Raw genomic sequence first — 21,405 nt, 5'->3', positions numbered from 1 at the left:
TTTTGATTTCCCAAGTTTTTCAAGCCGATTAAATTCATTTACATGAGACCTTATTTTACCCTGCTTCTCTTACTGTGTTGGGCAGTCGCTTTTTCTCAACCCTGCGATTTCAACCTTGGACCCAACATCACGGTTTGTAACAACGCCTCTTTTCAGTTGAATAAAAATGGCCCACAATTGGGCAACTACACTTGGACCGGACCGGCAGGACTTAGCTGTTACAATTGCCCTTCCCCAATGGTGACAGGGCTGACAACTGGGGTTTACACATACATCGCCACGTTGCAAACACCTCAATGCACGCAGAGCGACACGATAACCATCACAGTGGTGAATGGGCAACAACCGCAATACACCATCAGCCCCAACAAAGTGCTTTGTGCAGGTCAGTCAACCAACCTCGGTGGGCCGGGTTTCCCCAATACCTTTTACCAATGGAGCTCTGTGCCGCCCGGGTTTATCTCCTCCTTGCCCAACCCGTCGGTGGCACCATTGCAAACCACGACCTATTACTTGGTGGCGGTCAACCCGACCTGTCCTTTCCCTTCCACCGATAGCGTGAAAATAACGGTGTTCCAACAACCCGTACTAGCAGTGCAGGGCGACACAGCCATCTGCATCGGCGAGAGCGTGCGCCTTGCCAATACTGTGCCCGAACCCAATACCAATTATTCATGGACACCCAACAACGGCACCTTGGACACAGCCACCGTCGCCAACCCTGTCGCCACGCCGCAACAAACAACCACCTACATACTGACAGCCAGCAATCCCGGCTGCATCGTGAATCGCGCGGTACAAGTCACGGTCATCAACTTTGAACTGCAACTCAACCAACCCGACACGGTGCAAACTTGTAAAGGAGTGCCACTCACCATCCAAGCCACGCTTACCCCGCCCGGCGGCGTGGTGACGTGGGCGCCGCTGAGCAGTCTGCAAGTCACTCCCAATGGGCTAAGCGCCATCGCAACACCATCTGTACCAACGCTTTATTCTGCCTCTGCGACCGTACCCGGGTGCATCCGAACCCGCTACGTTTTTGTACAAGTAGATAGTTTGCCACCAGACTTAAACATTCAGCCATCCGACACCACGATATGTTTCGGCTCGCAAGTGACACTCGTGTCAAACTTGTTTGAGCCCTTTGAATACCCCAACATTCGATTCGAGTGGATACCCGCAGCAGGCCAACTCACCCCCGATAGTCTTTACAACATGGTGGTGCAACCCGACACCACCACGCTTTACCAACGTATCACCCGAAACGGCACCTGCGTGGACACCTCGGAAGCATTCGTGAAAGTGATACCTCCCGCGGAAATGTTTGCCACCCCCGACACCATCATTTGCCCCGGTCAGAGCGTCATACTCAATACAACTTTTACCCCAGGAGTGACCAACATAGAGTGGTCGCCCGCCGAAAGCTTGAGTTGCACTACCTGCAACAGTCCCATTGCCACTCCGAGCGCCTCCACGACATACACAGTGAAAGGTGAGTTTCAAGGCTGCCCCACGAGCGCCACCGCCGTGGTAAACATCCGCCCCTTGCCCATCATTCAATTCCCCGCCAATACGCAGATTTGCATCGGGCAGCCGGTATTGCTCAATCAGGCATTCGACCCCTCAGCCACTTACAATTGGACTTCGACCGATCCTGCGTTTGCCCCGACGACCAACCCGCAGCCCGTTGTGACACCTACTTTGCCGACAACCACCTATTTTGTGACAGCCAACAATGGCTGCCCTGCGCAGGGGCAAGTGACCCTTACACTCGTCAATGTCCAGCTCACCGTATCAAACGACACCACCGTATGCCGCAATTTCCCCGTGCTACTTACTGCCTCGGGGTCGGTGCCCGGCACTTATGTGTGGAGCACAGGACAAACGGGACAGGCCATCGAGGTGCGACCAAACGCCACCACAACCTATACCGTCACCTATACTGCCAACAATTGCCAAATCACTCGCCAAATCACGGTCACGGTAGATGGCATGGGGCCAGACATTGCTTTTCCCAACGACACGGAACTCTGCCCCGGCGAGAGCGTGACGCTCAACAACATCGCAACTCCCGGCGCTACTTACACTTGGACCTCTACCCCGCCGGGCTTCACTTTCAACGGAGCCACTCCGCCTCCCGTGTCGCCGAACCAAACTACCCGCTACAACCTTACCGCCACTTTGGGCAATTGCACCATCAACACTTCGGTGAACGTCGTTGTCTATAACGCCACTTTGACCATATCGCCCAACCAAAATCTTTGCGCGGGCGAAAGCGTGACATTGACCGCCAACGGCTCCTTGTCGGGCGAATACCTGTGGTCGTCAGGCCAAACCACTCCATCCATCACGGTATCGCCATCGCAGACAACCACCTACGATGTGGTTTACACCTACGGCGACGGCTGCACATTGGAAGCAGCGGTGCAAGTCACCGCAGTCCCCAACTTTACTCTGAACATTGCTGCCAATCCCGACACCAACCGCATCAACATCGGCGCCCCCATTTCCCTGCGAGCGGTGGTGGCACCTTCGCAGAACCTCTCGAATTTCCAGTTTCAGTGGCTCGAAAACGGCCTTACCCCAATAGGCAATACAGAAACCGTCGTCACCTCGCCCTCCACGAGCGACACCACGATTTTCTACAAACTCATCGCCACATCTCCCAATGGCTGCATGCAAATGGTGCAAATCAACTTCCAATTGGTGCAACCCTTAGTGATTGTGCCCAATGCTTTTTCGCCCAATGGCGACAGCGTGAATGATGTGTTCCGAATGAAAATTTTGGAAGGCTCCGCCACCATATTGGAGATGAGCATCTACGACAGATGGGGAAACAAAGTGTTCAGCAGCACCGACACCAATGCCGTATGGAATGGCAAGACCAACGACGGCAAGGACTTGCCCAGCGATGTCTATGTCTATTACATTCGCTGGCAACGAGGCGACGGAGCCTTGCAACCACCCAAAAAAGGAGACGTGACGCTCTTGCGCTGAGAGCCTGCGCACACAATTGGGATTTCATTCCAGACAAGTCAGGCTTGGTGTTGCATTTTGTGAAAAATTCGCAGAAACTTAGTCAGCCTCCAAGCACAGAGGGCTCGGCTGGCAGGCTTACATGTTTTTGACAGGAGCTGCAAAATTTGCAGGTTGGATGAGGTGGTTTCGCCGCCAAAAATCCTATAAACCTTGTCAATCCTGTCAAAATTCAATATCCGCTGCCCCAAGTTTTTACGTTTTTTGATAAAATCCTTTCTTATGAGGCTTCTGTAATACCCTAACTTTGCGCCATGGTCAAAATCGGCAACGTCGAGCTGGGCGAATTTCCACTCCTGCTCGCCCCTATGGAAGATGTGAGCGACCCGCCTTTCCGCAAGCTGTGCAAAGAGCAGGGCGCGGATATGGTTTACACAGAGTTCATCAGTGCCGACGGCTTGGTGCATGAAGCCAAAAACACTTTGCAGAAACTCGAAATTTTCGACTACGAGCGCCCCATCGGTATCCAGTATTTTGGTGGCCAGTTGGAAAGCATGCTCGAGGCAGCCGAAATCATAGAAGCCAAGAACCCCGATGTGATTGACATCAATTTTGGCTGCCCGGTGGCAAAAGTGGCCTGTCGCATGGCCGGGGCTGGCTTGCTCCGCGATGTGCCGCTCATGGTAAAACTGACGGAGGCCGTCGTGAAAAGCACCAAACGCCCCGTCACCGTGAAAACCCGCCTCGGCTGGGATGATGCCACCATCAATATCCAGGAAGTATCCGAACGCCTTCAAGACGTGGGCATTCAGGCGCTGAGCATTCACGCCCGCACCCGCTCGCAGATGTATAAAGGTGAGGCCAATTGGTCGTGGATCGCCAAAGTGAAGGAGAACCCACGCATCCACATCCCCATCTTTGGCAATGGCGATGTGGACAGCCCGCAAAAGGCGCTGGATTACAGAAACAGGTTTGGGGTGGATGGCATCATGATTGGGCGAGCCAGCATAGGTTATCCGTGGATATTCCGCGAAATCAAACACTACTTTTCCGCAGGCGAAATACTCCCGCCACCCACTGTTGAAGAGCGCGTTCGGGCAGCGCGCCAGCACCTTCGCGACAGCCTCGATTGGAAAGGCCCCAAACTCGGCGTTTTGGAGATGCGTCGCCATTACGCGCCTTATTTCCGGGATTTGCCCAACATCAAGCCTTACCGCGCACGTCTGGTCACAGAAATGCAGCCAGAAACACTTTTCGCCATCTTGGAAGAAATTGAGGCCGAGTATTCCGCAATGGAGATGGAGCTCGCTTAGATTTATGCCTTGATTCGCGTTAGGGTTTGTCAGATTAATATGATTGCTCTCCGTGATTTTGAGCGGATTGCGGCTGTAGTCATGCTCAAAAATTGGCGGCGCGAAGTGTATGTACGCGGCCAGTCCGAACCGAACAATATTTTCCCGCCCAAATGTAAAAACTTAGGCAGAGGGCGGAAGGTAGAGAGCTGAAAGACTTGCCTTGTATTCAATGGATATGGAATCAGCCTTCTTCCATCAACCTTCTACTCAAGTTTTTCCGCCCAAACATTTCTTTCGCAAAATCGCCTTTGCTTTGCCTTTCTTTGCCATTGATAATCGCTTGGAACGATTCGTCTAACACGCTGCATGTTCGCACAATATTAAACAAGACGGCATTAACGCAGCATCCATGAAGTCATCAGGCTACAAACTTCCCAACGTCAGGCCACAATCGGACTACCTCTACGAGCGTCGCGGCCCTTGGCCCCAACCACAACCCGCCCACCCCTTTGGCTTTGCGCCCGGCGTGGTGCATATTCCCAAAAACGAAATCCGCCACTGGAACCGCACCACTGGCTTGCGCTACACCCGCACCGTGCTGACCTATTGGCCCGTCGCTGCTTGGTATGCGTGGACGCATCGCTCGTTGGAGCCACTCTCCGACGAACAGTACGAAGAATACATCACGCACTCGGCGCTGAGCAAGTTTATCTCTAACGAGTTGAACGAGCCGGAACGCTCAAAATGCCCACAAAACGAAAAACTCCGCTACTTTGCCGAGTTCATGAAAAAAGAGCCAAACCAGTCGTGGTGGGTTTCGGATTTCACATTGGTCAAAGATTTGAAAAAGATGACCTACCCGGGCGTATATGTGGAGCCGACAATTGCATTGTTCAAAGGACCGCTGGTGAACGGCAAGCGCAAGGCGGTCGCCATTTATTTTCCCGAAAACAAACTGATGCTCACGCCGGAAGACGGCAATGCTTGGGAACTTGCCAAGTATTTCGTGATGCAGGGTGCCAGCTTGCGCATTTCGCTGTCGGCACACGCCAATTTGCATTTTCCTTACGACAGCATCAACGCCATCACAAAATCCGCACTGCCAAAAGACAGTGTGCTGCTTCGACTGCTGTTGCCGCACCTCGAGCTCTCGTTGGAATTGAATCACAACGTGTTGAATTCCAAAAACTCACCCGTCCAGAACCCCCACAACATGCCCTACGCGGCGTTGCCCTCCGATGCCAACGGATTGATGACGCTCTTCCTGTATGGGTATCACGGGATGCTCAACGACCCATCGGAAGACGCACAGGGGAACCTCATCTTCAACCCATCCTACCCGATGTACGAGTATCAGATGGAACCACGCTTTTTCCACTCCGATTACGGCACATTTTTGATGGCATATTACGATGTCATCAATGGATTTATACACAAAATCGTTGAACAGATTCCTGAAAAGGAATACGAGGACATCATGGTTTGGGCTGATTATGTCAAACATTGGGTGCCAAAATTTCCCGCCGGCCACGAAATATTCGTCAGTACCAACTCAGGCGTGAAATTTCGCAACTACGAGGAGGAGAATATTTTGGCCAAGGCGATTTCCAGTATCGTGTGGGACTTGTCAATCGGCCACGCGGCAGACCACTACAACTACAGCACCATCAACATCAACCACATGCCGTTCTGCATCCGCGTCCCGCCGCCCACAAGCAAAAACATCCCGCCGCTCGACCGCAAGGCCATGGTAACTTGGTGGGACATTTTCAAACACAAATACGAACGACAAATGTTCTTCGTGGCTCGCAACGTGACTTTGCTCAAAGACGTGCGCTACAACTTCAACAAACCCCACGAAGCCTCCCTCCGCGAACTGAACGAGCAGTTTTTGAAAGATTTGCACAAGACAGAAAAGAGCCTGACGGTCTTCAACTACATCCCGCTCGACCAGATAGCGAGGAGCATCCAATATTAAGGCAAACTTCATCAATCCATACCAATGATAGTTGTCCCGGATTTTGACATAAAAGACACCCTTCTGTCGGATGAGCGTCGCACCGTCTGCCGTGCCATGCGGCTGCGAGACGGGCAAGCCGTGATTTTGAAAATTTGCACGGGCGAGTTTTCCGATACGCGGGAAATGGCAAAGCTGCGCCGGGAATACGACATTGCCCGGCAACTTGATTTTGAAGGCGCGGTCAGAACGCTCGAACTGCACGAGTTCACAAGTGGGGCAGCCTTGGTGATGGAAGACTTTGGCGGCATGGCCTTGAGCCAAATCGCAGGCAAAAAACCGCTGCCGCTCGACTCCTTTTTCCCGATAGCCATCCGGCTGACAGAAATGCTGGCCGAACTCCACCACCGCAACATCATCCATAAAGACATCAAGCCCGACAATATCTTGGTGGACCCAAAGCAAAAGGATGTTCGGCTGATAGACTTCGGCATCGCTACCCTGCTGACCAACGAAACCGTAGGCATCGTCAGTCACAGCGAGTTGGAAGGCTCTTTGCACTACATCTCGCCCGAACAGACCGGACGCATGAACCGCCCGATTGACTACCGCTCCGACCTTTATTCGCTCGGTGCCACCTTCTACGAATTGCTCACCGGCACGCCGCCTTTCCCATCAGGCGATGCGGCAGTGTTGGTCCATGCGCATCTCGCGCGGATGCCTATTTCGCCGACAGAAGCCAACCCCACCGTGCCAGTTGTTTTGTCGGAACTAGTGCTGAAATTGCTCGAAAAATCCCCCGAATCGCGCTACCAAAGCTTGAAAGGGCTGAAAGCCGATTTGGAAAAATGCGCCTTGCAATGGCAACGAGCAGGCAGCATCGAGCCTTTCCCGTTGGGAGAAAACGACGTGTCCGACCGGTTTTTGATTCCTCAAAAACTCTACGGGCGCGAATGGGAGACGGAATTCCTGCTCGATGCTTTCGACGAGGCCGCGCAAGGCGACGCGGTGCTGCTCACCGTGTCGGGCTTTTCGGGCATCGGCAAAACAAAACTCATCGAAGAAATCCACAAACCTGTGGTGGCGCAGCGCGGCTATTTTATTCACGGAAAATTTGACCAGTTCAACCGCGACGCGCCGTACAGCGCGGGCATCGAGGCATTCGGCGGCCTGATTCGCCAATTGCTTTCCGAGAGCGATGCCTCCATAGCCGCTTGGAAAGAAAAACTCCTGAACGCGCTGGGGTCTAATGCGGGTGTCATCGCCGAGGTATTGCCAGAGTTGGAACTCATCATCGGCAAACAACCAGCCCCCGTCGTGCTGCCACCGTCCGAGTCGCAAAACCGATTCAACCTCGCATTTTTGCAGTTCGTCAGCACCTTCACCAAGCCAGCGCATCCGCTTGTGTTTTTCGTTGACGATATGCAATGGGCCGACATTCCGTCGCTGAAGCTGCTCGAACTGCTCATGGCCGACAAGGAAACGGCCCATCTGTTGTTCATTTGCGCCTACCGCGACAATGAGGTGAATGCCGCGCACCCGCTCATAAAGACCTTTGAAAGCCTGAAAGCGCAATTTGTCCCAATCAAAGAAATCACGCTCGCTCCCCTCCAATTCGCACACATCAGCCAAATCATCGCCGACACGCTGCACTGCCCGCCCGGCGAAACCGCCGAGTTGTCCAAATTGATTTTGGAAAAAACTGGTGGCAACCCCTTCTTTGTCAACGAGTTCTTGAAGTCGCTCCATCAAGAAAAACTGTTTGTGTTCGACCACGCGGAGCACCGTTGGTATTGGGATTTGGAAAAAATAAAACTCCGCGACATCACCGACAACGTAGTGGAACTGATGAGCGGCAAAATCCGCCTGCTCGACGAAAAAGCCCAGCGCCTTTGCCAATACGCTGCCTGCATCGGCAACAAGTTCGACCTGCACACCCTTGCCACCGTCTATGAAAAACCGCTTCACCTCACGGCGAAAGATTTGCGACCCGCCATCTTGGAAGGGCTGATAGTGCCCGTTGGCAACGCCTACCGCGTGGCCGAAATACCAGATGCCGCCGATTCGGGCACGCCAGTAGAATACCGATTTTTGCACGACCGTGTGCAACAGGCCGCCTACGACCTCATTCCCGATTCGGACAAACAAGCCTTGCACCTGAAAATCGGGCGGCTCATGCTCGGTCATTTCTCAGAAGAAGAAAAGCGCGAAAGGCTGTTTGAGGTAGCCAACCAATTCAACGCCGGCATACAGCTCATTGAAGAAGAAGCCGAAAGAAATCAACTTGCCACACTCAACCTCATGGCTGGCAAGCGGGCTAAAAACTCCGCCGCCCACGAGCCAGCATGGAAATACCTCTCCACCGGCACCAACTTGCTACCACCCGACGCATGGCAGCGATACTACGACCTCACGCTCGAGCTCCACAACGAGAGCGCGGAAGCTGCCTATCTCAGCGGCGACTTCGACAGCATGGTGCGGCTCACGGGCGTGGTGTTCGACCATGCCGCCGAGCTGCTCCACAAAGTCAAAGCATACAGCATCAAGATACAGGGCTATCTTTCTCTGACCCGCAATGGAGAGGCCTTGAGCACCTGTCTGGAAGTGCTGGAATTGCTGGGGGTGAAATTTCCCAGCAAACCAAGCAAACTGCACATCGTCAAAAGTTTGATTGAAACAAAATTGCGCCTGCGCGGAAAGTCCGCCGACCAATTGGTGGGGCAGCCCAACATGACCGACCCCAAAGCGACGGCCATCATGGAAATCCTTCCCTATACCGCATCTGCCTCCTATTTTGCCAAACCCGACCTTTTCCCCCTCGTCGTTTTCAAACAAGTCAGCCTTTCCGTCAAGTACGGCAACCACATCCAATCGGCATTTGCCTACGCCACCTACGGGTTGGTGATGTGCGGCAGCACCCTTGAATTCGATGAAGGACAAAAGTTTGGAGATATCGCCGTTCGGGTGCTCGAAAAATTGAATGGTACTGCCGTCTATTCGCGGGTGCATTTCGTCCATTCGGGCTTTATCCTTCAATGGCGCGTGCATTTCAGACATTGCCTCGACGGGCTTTTGAACGCTTACCAGAAAGGACTGGAAAACGGCGACTTCACCTATGGCTCTTACGCGATTTTCAATTATTGCTTTGACAAACTCTACATGGGGGAACTGCCACTCCCATCCGTAAAAGCAGAAATGGATGCTTATGTGGCAGCTCTGCACAAAATCAAACAGAACACCAGCATCGTCTGGCTAAACATACCCCAACAGGCGGTGGCCAACCTGCTCGACGAAAACCAAATAAGCGCCCGTTTTCTTGGCCCCCACTACGACGAGACGACCGAGACAGAGCGGCAAATCCAAGGCAAAGATTTAAGCGGGCTGTGCGTCTATTACCTGTGCCGGATGATGCTCAGTTACCTCTTCGACGAAACAGAGGAAGCATTGGAAAACGGTGAAAAATGCGTGAAACTGCTCGACGCGGTATTAGCCACCCCGCATGTGATGGCCATTCATCATTTCTACGCGCTCACGCTGCTACGCACCGCCGAAAAAACTCCCGCAAAAAGACAGCAACTCATCAAAAAAGCCCAAAAAACACTGAGATTAATAAAGAAATTTGCCAAAAGCGGCCCCGCGAACAACTTGGCCAAACAACATCTGGTGGATGCCGAAATCCAGCGCCTCAAAGGCAACGCAAGGGAGGCCAGCATACTCTACAAAAATGCCATCGCCACTGCCAACGCTCATGGCTTCACCAACGAGGAGGCCATAGCAAACGAACTCTACGCTCGTTTTCTGGCGGCTTCGGCACCCGAGCAAAGCCGTCAGTACTTGCTCGAAGCCCGCCGTCTCTACCAAAAATGGGGCGCAGTGGCCAAAGTAAACCAACTCGACCAGCAACACGGCTTGAAAGCCCCTACAACCACCACCAGCGACACCTACTCCTCCCGCTCCGGCAGCCATAGCAGCGACGAGCTCGATATGCTCTCGCTCACAAAAGCCGCGCTCGCCATCTCCGGCGAAATCCATCTGGACAAGCTCATGTCCAAGCTCATGCACGTCGTCGTCGAAAACGCAGGCGCTCAAAACGGCTACCTCATTATAGAACGCAACGGCCAGTGGCAACTCGAAGCAAAAGGCTCGGTGGAAGAAGAAAAAGAACCCAAAAACGCCACTGAGAGCGCAGTCACATCGCACGAACCCGCTTCCGCCCCGCTCCATGGCAACGAGCTCGTGCCGGAATCCGTGATTCAATATGTGGCACGCACGCGCGAGGACTTGGTAATCGGTGATATACAGCAAGACACCCGCTTTTCCAGCGACCCTGTGGCACAGAAAAACAACCCGCGTTCCGTGCTCTGCCTGCCAGTCATCAATCAGGGTAAGATAATCGGCATTTTATACTTGGAAAACAAACTCAGCACGGGAGTCTTCACCGAACAGCGCGTGCAAATCATGAAACTCCTGTCTGGGCAAGTGGCAGTATCGCTCGAAAACGCCCTTCAATATGAGCGTCTCGAACAAAAAGTGGCCGAGCGCACCGCCGAAGTGATGCGGCAGAAAGATGCCCTCGAAAAATCGCTCACCGAACTAAAAATGGCTCAAGCCAAATTAGTGGAGAGCGAAAAAATGGCATCGCTGGGCCAACTGACAGCGGGCATCGCACACGAAATCAACAACCCTATCAACTTTGTCTCCGTCGGCGTACGCAATTTGGTGCGCAACTTCGAGGAAGTCAAAGAGGTCATGGATACTTATCTCAACCCCAACGCCGACACAGACAAAGTGGCCCAACAACTCTCCGAAAAACAGCGCCGACAGCAAATCCTTGAAATCTTCGAAGACAGCGATACCCTTTTCAAAAGCATTCAAAAAGGTGTGGACCGCACCATCGGCATTGTCAAGAGTCTGCGAAACTTCAGCCGCCTCGACGAGGGCGAGCTGAAAGCCGTGGACATACACGAGGGGCTTGACTCCACGCTCGAAATACTGCAAAGCCAAATCAAGAAAAAAGCCGAAGTAGTGAGGCGATACGGCGAGTTGCCACTGGTGGAATGTGCCGCCGGCAAAATCAACCAAGTCTTCCTCAACATCATCAACAATGCCTTGCAAGCAATAGAGGAGCGCGGCACCATCACATTGGAAACCAATTTTTTGAAAGAAAACAATGCGGTTGAAATCATCATCTCCGACACGGGCAAGGGCATGAGCGAAGAAGTGAAACGCCGCTTGTTTGAACCGTTTTTCACCACCAAGCCCGTTGGGGAAGGCACAGGGTTGGGGTTGAGCATCAGCTACAGCATCATCGAAGAGCACAAAGGCAGCATCTCGGTGGAAAGTCCGGCACGCGCAGTTTACGCGAACAACGAACAAGGCAAAGGCGCTACCTTTGTGATTACACTACCGGTTACACAAGGCGTTTAGATTTGTCCGGCTGAGCTCGTCCAAGAGAAACAATCGCCCCTCACACCCCGCTCTTCACGCACGACCGAACAAAGCGCCTCTATACCTGCTGACCTTAACATAGGCGGTTCTCAACCCAACCCCGTCCACTCCCCTTGTCCGGTAAACCAATCTTCAAAAATCGAATCATTCGACTGTATGAACATACCAGAAAAACCCACTGTGCTGTATGTGGACGACGAGGAAGACAACCTCATCGTTTTCAGATCCGCTTTTCGCCGGGATTTCAACGTATTGACCACCACATCCCCCGATGAGGCACTCGATATTCTCAAAAGCGAGGAAGTCCCAGTGTTGATTTGCGACCAACGGATGCCCATGTGCACCGGTGTCGAATTGTTTTGCAAAATACCACCCACCGTGGAAAACGTGCGCATCATCCTGACAGGCTACAGCGACGTAGAAACCATCGTGAGCGCCATCAACATCTGCAACATCTACCGCTATCTCACCAAACCATGGGACCAACCCGAGCTGAAGCACACACTCGATATGGCGGTGGAGAAGTATTATTTGCAAAAACACAACGCCAGCCTATTGCTCGACCTCCAGCAAGCCAATGAACAATTGGAGGAAAAAGTACGAGTGCGCACCAAAGAGCTGAATGAGGAAAAAGAAAAGTCCGAGCGCCTTTTGCTCAACATACTGCCCGACGAAATCGCGGAAGAGCTGAAGCAACACGGCAAAGTGCAGCCTCGCCGCTTCGACCAAGTGAGCATGATATTTCTCGACATCGTGGAGTTCACCAAAATCGCCGAGCAAATGTCGCCGGAGCAATTGATTGAAGAGCTGGACTACTATTTTCAAGCGATTGACACCATCTTCAGCCGACATGGCGTGGAAAAAATCAAGACTATCGGCGATGCCTATCTCGCCGTCACGGGCCTGCCCGTGCCCAATGCCAACCACGCCCTCCAAGCCTTGCAAGCGGCCATCGAAATCCTTGATTTCATCAGTCAGGAAAAAGAAAAACGCACAGCAGCCCAAAAAACATCTTTCGATGTGCGCATCGGCATACACAGCGGCTCGGTCATCGCAGGCGTGGTTGGCAACACCAAGTTTGCCTTCGACATCTGGGGCGACGACGTGAACATCGCTGCCCGACTTGAAAGCAGCGGCGAAAAAGGCCGCATCAACGTGTCCGAATCCACTTGGAGGCTCGTCAACGGACGCTACAAATTCGAACAGCGCGGCAGAGTAAGCGCCAAATACAAGGGAGAAATTGAGATGTATTTCTTGGAAACGTAAAAAAATCGCCCCCCCCATACAACGTCGCTGTGCCGCCTGCCCCTCTTTAAAGCAAACAACTGCCGAAAAGACGAACAGTCACCCATGCACGAGCGCGACCTCATCCAGCAATGCTTAGCCAACGACCGCAACGCCCAACGGCAGCTGTACGAACGCTACAAAAACGCGATGTACACCTTGGCCTACCGGGTCACGGGCGACTTCGACACCGCAGCAGAAGTGTTGCAGGATGCCTTTTTACAGGTGTTCCGTCATCTTGCTGATTTTCAGGGAAAAAGCACGCTCGGCGCGTGGATAAAAACCATCGTGGTGCGCACGGCGCTCGGCGAATTGCGCCGCCGCCGCATCCGTTTTGAGTCGCTCGAACCACACCACGAAACGGTCAATTGGGATTGGGGCACCGACTTGGATGTCGAGTATTTGGAACATGCCATTCAGGCGCTACCCGAAGGCTACCGTGCAGTGTTCGTGTTGGCCGAAATCGAAGGTTTTTCCCACAAAGAAATCGGCGATATGCTCGGCATTTCCGAAGGCACCTCCAAATCCCAACTTTTTTACGCCAAAAAACGCTTGCGCCAAACCCTCACGCTGATATGAAAGAATTGAACCACAACACCTTGCAACAGGCCATACAACGCCTGCCCCAATATGAGCCGCCTGCCGGACTCTGGGATGCGTTGGAGGAATCGCTCAACGCGGAGGAGCAACTTTCGGCGGCTGCGCGGACTTTGCCGAAATACGAGCCGCCCGCACAGGTTTGGGAAAATCTTGAGACGGCGTTGGAGCGAAACCCAACGACGAGGCCAATGCTGCGCCTCGCGATTTTCCGGCGGCTCATGGCAGCCGCTGCCCTCGCTTTGGTTTTGTTGAGCGCGTGGTGGTTTTTCAAAACTGGCAATGTCGGCGCGGAACGAATCGTGGTTTCGCAAGCAAGATTGGACGAACAAATCCGAGCTTCCGTGCAGGAAAAAGAGGACACGGCCTTCGAACTCGTGCAGACACTTTGCCAATCCCGCGCCCCAGTATGCGAAGAGCCTGAATTCAAAACCCTGAAATCCGAGTTGGACGCACTTACCGAAGCCAAAGAGTCCCTGCGTCAGGCACTCGGCCAATACGGCGACGACCCAAGCCTTGTCGCCCAGCTCGTCCGCATCGAGCGCGAGCGTTCGGGATTGCTCCGACAAATAATGTCCTTGATTTAAAAACTGATTTTCAATCATTTAAAGCATGAAAATCCAAACATTGCTGCTCATTCTGCTGCTCGCGGCAGGTAAAGCGGCGGCCCAAACTACGCTCCAAGTCGTGACCAAAACGGTGCAAAAAACCGTGCCGTGGAAACCCGGCTACGCGGTAGAAATCAACTGCGAAAAGGCGGACATCGAGATAGAGACCGCCCCAGCAGGCCAAAATTCGGTGCGTGTGAAAGCAGAATTGTCCGCCCGCCACCCCCAACTCGACAGCGCCACGCAGGATTTGAAGGCTTGGAAATTCGTGACTTCCACCATCGGGAAAAAAATATTTATCCGCGCTTACATCGGCTTGCCTTCGGGCGCGGCATTGCCGGCTTCCAACCTGAAAGCAAAACTGACAGTGACCGTACCGGCGGATTGCCCGACCACGCTCACCAATAAATTCGGCAGCGCCCGGCTGGAAAAAATCGCCGCGAAAGTGGTGCTCACCGGTGAGTTTTGCGCTTTCACGCTGCTCCAACTCAGCGGCAAAGTGGAGGTGGACAGCCGCTACGGCAACGTGGACGGCAGCCAACTAACTGGCCCAGTACAGATTGATGCCAAACGTGCCGATATATCGCTCACGGGGCTTGGCAATGACTGCACCATTCGCAGCGAATACGGCAAGGTGCAAATAGAGGCTGCCGCCCAAACGGGCAACGTGAGCGTGCAAGCCTCCAAAGGCGATGTGACGGTGGAAATGCCACAGCCATATCGCCACAATTTCGACCTCAAAGCCACCCACGGCGAACTGACCATGCCGCTCAGCCTCCGCCTTGACGCAGGCGCAGGTATCAACGCGAAACAAGCGTCCATTCATCAGGGCAACAACCGACCCCGCATGGTTGTGGAGACCACGTTCGGAAACATCGTTATCAAATAGAAACAATATGACCCGTTGAGCAAAATAAAAATTTTATGAAAAGAATTGCCTCGCTTTTTGCCACCTTGCTCACCTGTGCCGCCCTGTTTGGCCAGACGAAAGACACTACTTTTTTGTTCTATGGCGAAGAAATCTCGACCCATCAAAGCCCGCGCTTCATGGACAGGTACGACGAGGTGTTCCGCACGATGGATCCCGCACGGTGGATGTTCCGCTGGGATTTGACGGGCGGCTACGAGATAGGCACTGCGTTGAATTTGGGCATCGAACACAAACTATCGCCCGCTTTTTCGCTGCAATTCGCTTATGGATTGAGCGGAACCAACCGCTACGATTCCCTCTCGCCGCTTGTGCCTTTTCCCGACCTCGATACAGTGTTCTATTTCCCGCTAAGCACATCAATGGCCATCCACCGTTTTGGCGTTCAGTCACGTTGGTACTACGACATGGCGCGGCGCATGAGAGCAGGTTTGAGCGCCAACAATTTCAGCGGCAACTACTTCGGGCTGGAGTTGGCCTACACCACTTTCGGACCGGGTTTGAGCGGTGAGGAGGCGCGTTTTGCTTCCGACCAAGCGACGGCGGCTTTGCGCTGGGGCTTGCAGCGGCGTCTTTTCCGGCACGGCTTCATGGATGTCAGTTTTGGTGTCGGTGCGCGGCGCTCCGGCGGGTTCGACGAGAGGGTATTAGGTCAGCGCAGTTATTGGGATTTTTTTGCCAACACGCAGTTTTCTCTCGGATTGGCACTTTATAGACCAAAAGCAGAAAAGAAGGCTTTGGAGTATTGTGACGTGCTCCGCTGTTTCCGGGAAGAAAACCAAATGTTCAAGATTGACCTGTACAACCTTGTGAAAATCAGAGACAAAAACAATTTGAGAGGGAAAGCCTCGCTCGCGTGGGAGAGAAAACTTGGGCAGTCGCCATTTTCTGTTGAGTTGTTAGGGTTTGTGAAGGCGCGAAAAGAAGAGGTGGCCGCCGGCGAGAATTACAAATACGGCTATTCAGGCTGGGGATTTGGTGGGCATATCCAACCTCGCTTTTATTACAGTCTCAAAAAACGCATTGCCAAGGGCAAATCTGGCAACAATCTTTCCGGCGCTTATATCGCCCTGCATACCGCAATTGAGCGAAACACGGAAAAGCGCACTGACAGTGACAGGGGCTTCAAATCCGACTTTGACGGCACGGTGGATTATTTGAAAATGGGGCCAATGTGGGGGCTTCAATACCGGATTTTCAAGACTGGATTTATTGACCTAAACCTCGCATTTGTCGGTGGCCCAGAACATCAGGACGGTATTAAAGACGGCAAAAAACACATCTACGAGACACGCTCTTTTGAAATTACAGGAGGCCTGCGCGTCGGGTTGGCTTTTTGAAAAATAGAGCACAAAATCAAATTTTCATAAAAATCATCCTCATCATTCTCATCACCACAGCCACTTGTGCAATCGCTTTCGGCCAATCAAATGACACCACATTTGTCAGCATCGGCCAAGACACCACTCGTTTTGAAAAACAGCGTTTCATTGACCGCTATGATTATGTGTTCGGCACTCATCAACCAGCTCGATGGATATTCAAATGGGACGCAGGCAGTATGTTCCCAGTTGACGAAAGGGGACTGCGGCTCGATGCTGAATATAAACTCAGCCAAGCCATCTCAATCAATGCTTCTTACGAGCTGGGATTCAGTATGAATAGCAGTTTGTTTGATGGCGGAGACCTGACATTTGTCGCTCACCGATTTCGGGCAGAGTCGCGTTGGTATTTTGATATGCGAAGACGCATCCTCGATGGGCGGAGCGCCAACAATTTCAGCGGCAATTATCTCGGTCTCGAATGGGCACAGGACATAAGGATTCGCAAAAGCGATGCAACACTGCCTCAAAGCATATATCACGGTGTTAGCGCCCGATTTGGAATACAAAGACGGTTATTCCGATATGGCTATTTTGACATATCGTATGGCATAGGCTTCAGAGAATACCCCCAGACAGTTTTTTACAGAGGCCGTGTCGGCATCTATACCGACGCCCGGCTGGGAGTAGGGTTTGCTTTGACAAGCCCCAAACCAGAGATGACAGACAAGGCGGCCTATTGTAATGTTTTCCAGTGTTTTAGAGAGGAGAAACGAATGTTTAAAATTGATTTGTTCAATCTTTTCCGTGCCGCCACTCTGGACAGAATACAAGGCTCCCTGCGGGTGGCTGTTGAGCAAAAATTGGGCGAATCTCCTTTTTCTATTGAGGGGCAAATAAGGTTGGACGGTAGCTACTATAGCTTCGAGTATGATGGGTATAATAATTCACCCCTCAACAGAACCTTTAAATCAAACACAATAGGCGTAGGGGGGCATTTGCAGGGTCGCTACTACTACGGGTTGAAACGCCGCATTGCGACCGGGAAATCCGGCAACAACCTGTCAGGGGCATACTTTGCAGGGCAAGTTGACTTGAATCAAAGCAACACCCAATATACAACCCAAAATAGCGACGGAACGACAAGCAAACAGGCAGCAACTTTCAATCGGAAAAGCGCGGGGTTGCTGTGGGGAATCCAGCACCGCATATTTGACAACGGCTTTGTTGACCTGAATTTTGGGGCCTCTATCGGCAACGACAAATCATCCTCCCAACCGAAAGTACGAACCTTGATTTACCTGCTTAGCGCACTGCGCATCGGATTGGCTTTTTAAATCAATACAAAATTTGAGAAATCCATGAGACATACCGTACTGACTTTTTCCGCTTTTCTAACCTGCGTTACGCTGTCGGGTCAGACCAATGATACCACTTTCATCACCGTCAGTCAAGAAGTAGGTGCGTTTGAAAAACAACGTTTTGGCGATGAGTATGACCGAGTATTCGGCACCATGGTGCCAGCTCGTTGGGCATTCAAATGGTACATTTTAGGCGAATCCGACAATGGTGATTTGGCAGGTGCAGCCAGCGTCGAACACAAATTGTCGCCTTCATTTTCGATACAGTTGGGGCTGGGGTTAGGGCTTATCAATCGCTACGACACTTTCCCGCTCATCCTGCCGCCTCCTTTTCCCGACGATTTGCCAGCGGTGCCGCGAAGTTTAAGGGTTTTTGTCTATCAGCTCAATCTGCAACCACGCTGGTATTATCAAATGGGTAAGGGCGTAAGGGAAGGCCGCAGCGCCAATAATTTCAGTGGAAACTATCTCGGTTTGCAACTTGCATATACCCATTATGGCACAAACCTCAGCGGTGAAGAGGCTCGCCTCGCTTCCGACCAACTCACGATGGCTTTGCGCTGGGGGTGGCAACGCCGGTTGTTTCGGAGGGGTTTTTCCGAAGTCAGCTTCGGCATCGGCGCCCGGTATTCGGATGGATTTGACCAAGCAACTTTGCAGCAACGTGCGCACTGGGACCTTTACGCCAACACACAGTTTTCTTTCGGCTTGGCCACTTTCAAGCCGAAAGACGAAAAACAAGATTTAGCCTATTGCGATGCCCTGCGATGCTTTCGCGACGAGGTACAGATGCTAAAAATTGACCTTTACAATCTCTTGCGAATCGCAGACAAGGACAACTTGAAAGGCGCGGCATCCCTCGCTTATGAGCGAAAATTGGGACAGTCTCCATTTTCCGTCGAATTGCTGGGGTATGCCGGCATGCGTCAAGAGGTCAGCACTCAATATGTTTCTGAATACAATTTTTCCGGCTGGGGTTTTGGCGGCCACGTTCAGCCCCGATTTTATTTCAATTTGAAAAAACGCATCGCCACCGGAAAGTCGGGAAACAATCTTTCAGGGCCATACATCGCTTTGCAAACCGCATTTGAGCATAGCAACGAAGAGCGCACGCAGGTTGCGGGAAATACAATAACTTATTTTGAGGACACGAAAAACGCTTGGAATATCGGCCCACTCTGCGGCATTCAATACCGTTTTTTCAAAAATGGATTTATTGACCTGAACCTTGGCGTAGTCGGTGGCCCACAGCGCAGAAAAGGAGTTCAGGACGGAAAGGACTATACCGCAAAGGAATCTCCTGTAAGATTCACAAGCAGCTTTCGCGTCGGATTGGCCTTATAAGAAACAAACTCGCCCGACAGCCTCTAATGCTGCCGGGCGAGTTATACTTCGCGCCGTTAGGTTTTGGGCATGGCCGCAATCACAATCTGTTCAAAATCACGGAGAGCAATCATGGTCATCTGACAAATCCTACCGAATCAAGGTATAAAATCGCAAGTCGCACCGCGAAAATCATCAATCCTCCACTTCCACCGCCGTCGGGTTCCGTTCCCACATCAAATATGCTTTGAGGAAGCCGTCAAGGTCTCCATCGAGCACAGCGTCGGGGTTGTGCACCTTATGGCCGGAGCGGAGGTCTTTCACCCAGCGGTCGTCGAGCACATAGGAGCGGATTTGGCTCCCCCACTCTATTTTGCTTTTGCCTGCTTCGATTTTGTCTTTCTCGGCTTGGCGCTTGCGCAGCTCGACCTCATAGAGGCGGCTTTTCAGCAAAGTCATCGCAATCTCGCGGTTGCGGTGCTGGCTGCGGTCTTGCTGACATTCGGCCACGATGCCCGTCGGGATGTGCGTGACGCGCACGGCGGATTCCGTCCGGTTGACGTGCTGCCCACCTGCGCCGGATGCGCGAAAAACGTCCCATTTCAAGTCGTCTGGACTGATTTTCACTTCGATTTCGTCGTCTTCGATGAGCGGATAGACGAACACGGAGGAAAACGAGGTCTGGCGCTTGCCCTGTGCATTGAACGGGCTGATGCGCACAAGGCGGTGCACCCCGTTCTCGCCTTTTAGCCAGCCGTAGGCGTAGTCGCCTCGAATCTCGATACTCGCCGATTTGATGCCAGCCTCGTCGCCGTCCTGCTCAAAGAGTTCAATGACTTTGAAGCCTGATTTTTCGGCCCACATCTTATACATCCGCAGCAGCATGGCCGACCAGTCACAGGCCTCCGTGCCGCCCGCGCCCGCGTTGATGTTGAGCACGGCGTTCATGGAGTCCTCTTTTTGATTGAGCGTGCTGCGGAATTCGGCATCCGCCAAAATCTGGGTGGCTTTGGCAAACTGGGCATCCACCTCCGATTCGTCGGCAAGTCCTTCTTTCTGAAACTCATAAAGGCCTTCGAGGTCGTCCACCTCTCGGGCGAGGCTGGCGTATTCATCGAGCCATTTCTTGTTGAGACCGATTTTGCGCTGAATGGCTTCGGCGCGTTTGGGGTCGTTCCAAAATGTGGGGTCGAGGGTTTGGCTGGTCAGGTCTTCGACTTCTCTGGCGCGGTTGTCCACGTCAAAGATACCTCCTTAAGACCGCCAGCTTATCCTTCAACTCTTTAAGTTGTTCGATAGTCATGGCAAAAATTTTTGATGGTGTGGTTGGTTTGGGGATTTGTTGACAGGGAGACCGAGTTATTTCAAACAGCCAAATCAACAAATCCCCATTTTCTTACAATACCTCGATGTAGAAAACCAGCTCTGCGTTGGGTGGTATGGAGCCTTGGCCGTTTTCGCCGTAGGCAAGATTGGACGGGATGAACAAATAGGCTTTGCCGCCGTGGTTGAGCGTGAGCACCCCTTCGTCGAAGCCCGGAATCATCTGCCCAACACCTGCACTGAACGGCAGGGGCTGGCCGCGTTCAAAAGAGTTGTCGAACATGGTGCCGTTGGTCAGCACGCCATAATAGTGTGTTTTGACGGGTTCGCCTTGCTTGATGGGGGAGCCGCTGCCCTTGTCCACCGTGAGTATTTTCAAGCCGGAAGGTGTGGTGGTGAGTTTGCTTTTCAATTTGCCAGCACGATAGTCGGCAGCGGTGGCTTTCACCATAGTGGCCACGCCGGGGGCACGAGTGATGGCTTCCTCTCCAGCTTTTTGCGCTTCCATAGCCCGCTGTTGCGCTTCGGCCATTTTCTGCTGGACTTCCTCTTGAGACACGATTTTCTCCAAGACGATTTCGTAGCGGACCTCTTTTTCGGTTTGTAGCGACTTGGGGACAAACTGCTGCAAAAACGAGTCTATTTTCTCATAGATGGTGACGCTATCGCCTACCCCTGAGAGCAAAAGTGCATCGTAAACAGCTGGGACGCGCTGCGGGAGCTTGTCGGCTGCGGGTAGTTCGTATTCACGGGGGCCACCGAAGTTGACGCGGGTGCTGCCCATGAGCGAGTCGCCGATGTATGCCTCGAAGTGGAACAATACCGTTTGGCCGGGTTGGGGTTTTTCGCCGCCTTTATTGGTGTGGTTGACGTAGCGGAAGCCATGTTCCGTCGTGGTGCCATCTTGTTTGCAGGCGATTTGAGAGAGAAAAATGGCTGCGAGAGCCAACATCAAAAATGTACGCATTTTCTTGAAAATAAAT

13 protein-coding genes are annotated in these 21,405 nt (G+C 52.5%); 11 read left to right on the top strand and 2 right to left on the bottom strand.

Annotated features, from left to right (window positions below):
- Positions 1-156 precede the first annotated feature (156 nt).
- The 11 genes from KIS77_04010 (at position 157) to KIS77_03960 (ending at position 19,120) form a co-directional block, all read left to right on the top strand.
- A complete protein-coding gene (locus KIS77_04010) occupies positions 157-2,997 on the top strand; it encodes a gliding motility-associated C-terminal domain-containing protein (protein ID MCW5921483.1) in 2,841 nt (946 codons plus the stop codon).
- A 293-nt stretch (positions 2,998-3,290) separates the two neighbouring features.
- Positions 3,291-4,289, top strand: coding sequence for a tRNA dihydrouridine synthase DusB (dusB, locus tag KIS77_04005; protein MCW5921482.1), 999 nt, complete (start codon positions 3,291-3,293; stop codon positions 4,287-4,289).
- Positions 4,290-4,680: 391 nt separating this feature from the next.
- Positions 4,681-6,249 (top strand): hypothetical protein, encoded by a 1,569-nt coding sequence (locus tag KIS77_04000; protein MCW5921481.1) that lies wholly within the window; start codon positions 4,681-4,683, stop codon positions 6,247-6,249.
- A 24-nt stretch (positions 6,250-6,273) separates the two neighbouring features.
- Positions 6,274-11,655, top strand: coding sequence for an AAA family ATPase (locus KIS77_03995; GenBank protein MCW5921480.1), 5,382 nt, complete (start codon positions 6,274-6,276; stop codon positions 11,653-11,655).
- A gap of 177 nt (positions 11,656-11,832) precedes the next feature.
- On the top strand, positions 11,833-12,942 hold the full coding sequence (locus KIS77_03990) for a response regulator (GenBank protein ID MCW5921479.1): 1,110 nt from the start codon (positions 11,833-11,835) through the stop codon (positions 12,940-12,942).
- A gap of 84 nt (positions 12,943-13,026) precedes the next feature.
- Positions 13,027-13,539, top strand: a complete 513-nt coding sequence (locus KIS77_03985) for an RNA polymerase sigma factor (protein MCW5921478.1) — start codon at positions 13,027-13,029, stop codon at positions 13,537-13,539.
- Entirely contained in the window at positions 13,536-14,144 is a 609-nt protein-coding gene (locus KIS77_03980) for a hypothetical protein (GenBank protein ID MCW5921477.1), read from the top strand. Before KIS77_03985 ends, KIS77_03980 begins: the two co-directional genes overlap by 4 nt.
- Before the next feature lie 25 nt (positions 14,145-14,169).
- On the top strand, positions 14,170-15,054 hold the full coding sequence (locus KIS77_03975) for a DUF4097 family beta strand repeat protein (GenBank protein ID MCW5921476.1): 885 nt from the start codon (positions 14,170-14,172) through the stop codon (positions 15,052-15,054).
- Positions 15,055-15,089: 35 nt separating this feature from the next.
- A complete protein-coding gene (locus KIS77_03970) occupies positions 15,090-16,433 on the top strand; it encodes a hypothetical protein (protein ID MCW5921475.1) in 1,344 nt (447 codons plus the stop codon).
- Positions 16,430-17,752 carry a hypothetical protein gene (locus KIS77_03965; GenBank protein MCW5921474.1) on the top strand — a complete coding sequence of 441 codons (1,323 nt, stop codon included), beginning with the start codon at positions 16,430-16,432 and terminating at the stop codon, positions 17,750-17,752. Before KIS77_03970 ends, KIS77_03965 begins: the two co-directional genes overlap by 4 nt.
- 24 nt (positions 17,753-17,776) lie before the next feature.
- Positions 17,777-19,120 carry a hypothetical protein gene (locus KIS77_03960; protein ID MCW5921473.1) on the top strand — a complete coding sequence of 448 codons (1,344 nt, stop codon included), beginning with the start codon at positions 17,777-17,779 and terminating at the stop codon, positions 19,118-19,120.
- Between the two features lie 174 nt (positions 19,121-19,294).
- On the opposite strand, the gene prfB is transcribed toward KIS77_03960, so the two are convergent.
- Positions 19,295-20,402 (bottom strand): peptide chain release factor 2 gene (gene prfB, locus KIS77_03955; protein ID MCW5921472.1). Its coding sequence is split into 2 segments (ribosomal slippage): positions 19,295-20,341 and positions 20,343-20,402, totalling 1,107 coding nucleotides; the frame shifts between segments, so codons are not numbered across the junction.
- A 93-nt stretch (positions 20,403-20,495) separates the two neighbouring features.
- Positions 20,496-21,374 carry an FKBP-type peptidyl-prolyl cis-trans isomerase gene (locus KIS77_03950; GenBank protein ID MCW5921471.1) on the bottom strand — a complete coding sequence of 293 codons (879 nt, stop codon included), beginning with the start codon at positions 21,372-21,374 and terminating at the stop codon, positions 20,496-20,498.
- Positions 21,375-21,405 lie beyond the last annotated feature (31 nt).

The organism is Saprospiraceae bacterium (assembly GCA_026129545.1).
Taxonomy (GTDB): domain Bacteria; phylum Bacteroidota; class Bacteroidia; order Chitinophagales; family Saprospiraceae; genus M3007.
Note: the sequence above shows the minus strand (reverse complement) of the source record. Positions and strands in the feature narration are given on the sequence as shown.

What these genes read in the sequence shown, in the direction of transcription:
- dusB (MCW5921482.1), top strand. Translation starts at nt 3,291, where the DNA reads ATGGTCAAAATCGGCAACGTCGAGCTGGGCGAATTTCCACTCCTGCTC.
- KIS77_04000 (MCW5921481.1), top strand. Translation starts at nt 4,681, where the DNA reads ATGAAGTCATCAGGCTACAAACTTCCCAACGTCAGGCCACAATCGGAC.
- KIS77_03995 (MCW5921480.1), top strand. Translation starts at nt 6,274, where the DNA reads ATGATAGTTGTCCCGGATTTTGACATAAAAGACACCCTTCTGTCGGAT.
- KIS77_03990 (MCW5921479.1), top strand. Translation starts at nt 11,833, where the DNA reads ATGAACATACCAGAAAAACCCACTGTGCTGTATGTGGACGACGAGGAA.
- KIS77_03985 (MCW5921478.1), top strand. Translation starts at nt 13,027, where the DNA reads ATGCACGAGCGCGACCTCATCCAGCAATGCTTAGCCAACGACCGCAAC.
- KIS77_03980 (MCW5921477.1), top strand. Translation starts at nt 13,536, where the DNA reads ATGAAAGAATTGAACCACAACACCTTGCAACAGGCCATACAACGCCTG.
- KIS77_03975 (MCW5921476.1), top strand. Translation starts at nt 14,170, where the DNA reads ATGAAAATCCAAACATTGCTGCTCATTCTGCTGCTCGCGGCAGGTAAA.
- KIS77_03970 (MCW5921475.1), top strand. Translation starts at nt 15,090, where the DNA reads ATGAAAAGAATTGCCTCGCTTTTTGCCACCTTGCTCACCTGTGCCGCC.
- KIS77_03960 (MCW5921473.1), top strand. Translation starts at nt 17,777, where the DNA reads ATGAGACATACCGTACTGACTTTTTCCGCTTTTCTAACCTGCGTTACG.
- KIS77_03950 (MCW5921471.1), bottom strand. Translation starts at nt 21,374, where the DNA reads ATGTTGGCTCTCGCAGCCATTTTTCTCTCTCAAATCGCCTGCAAACAA.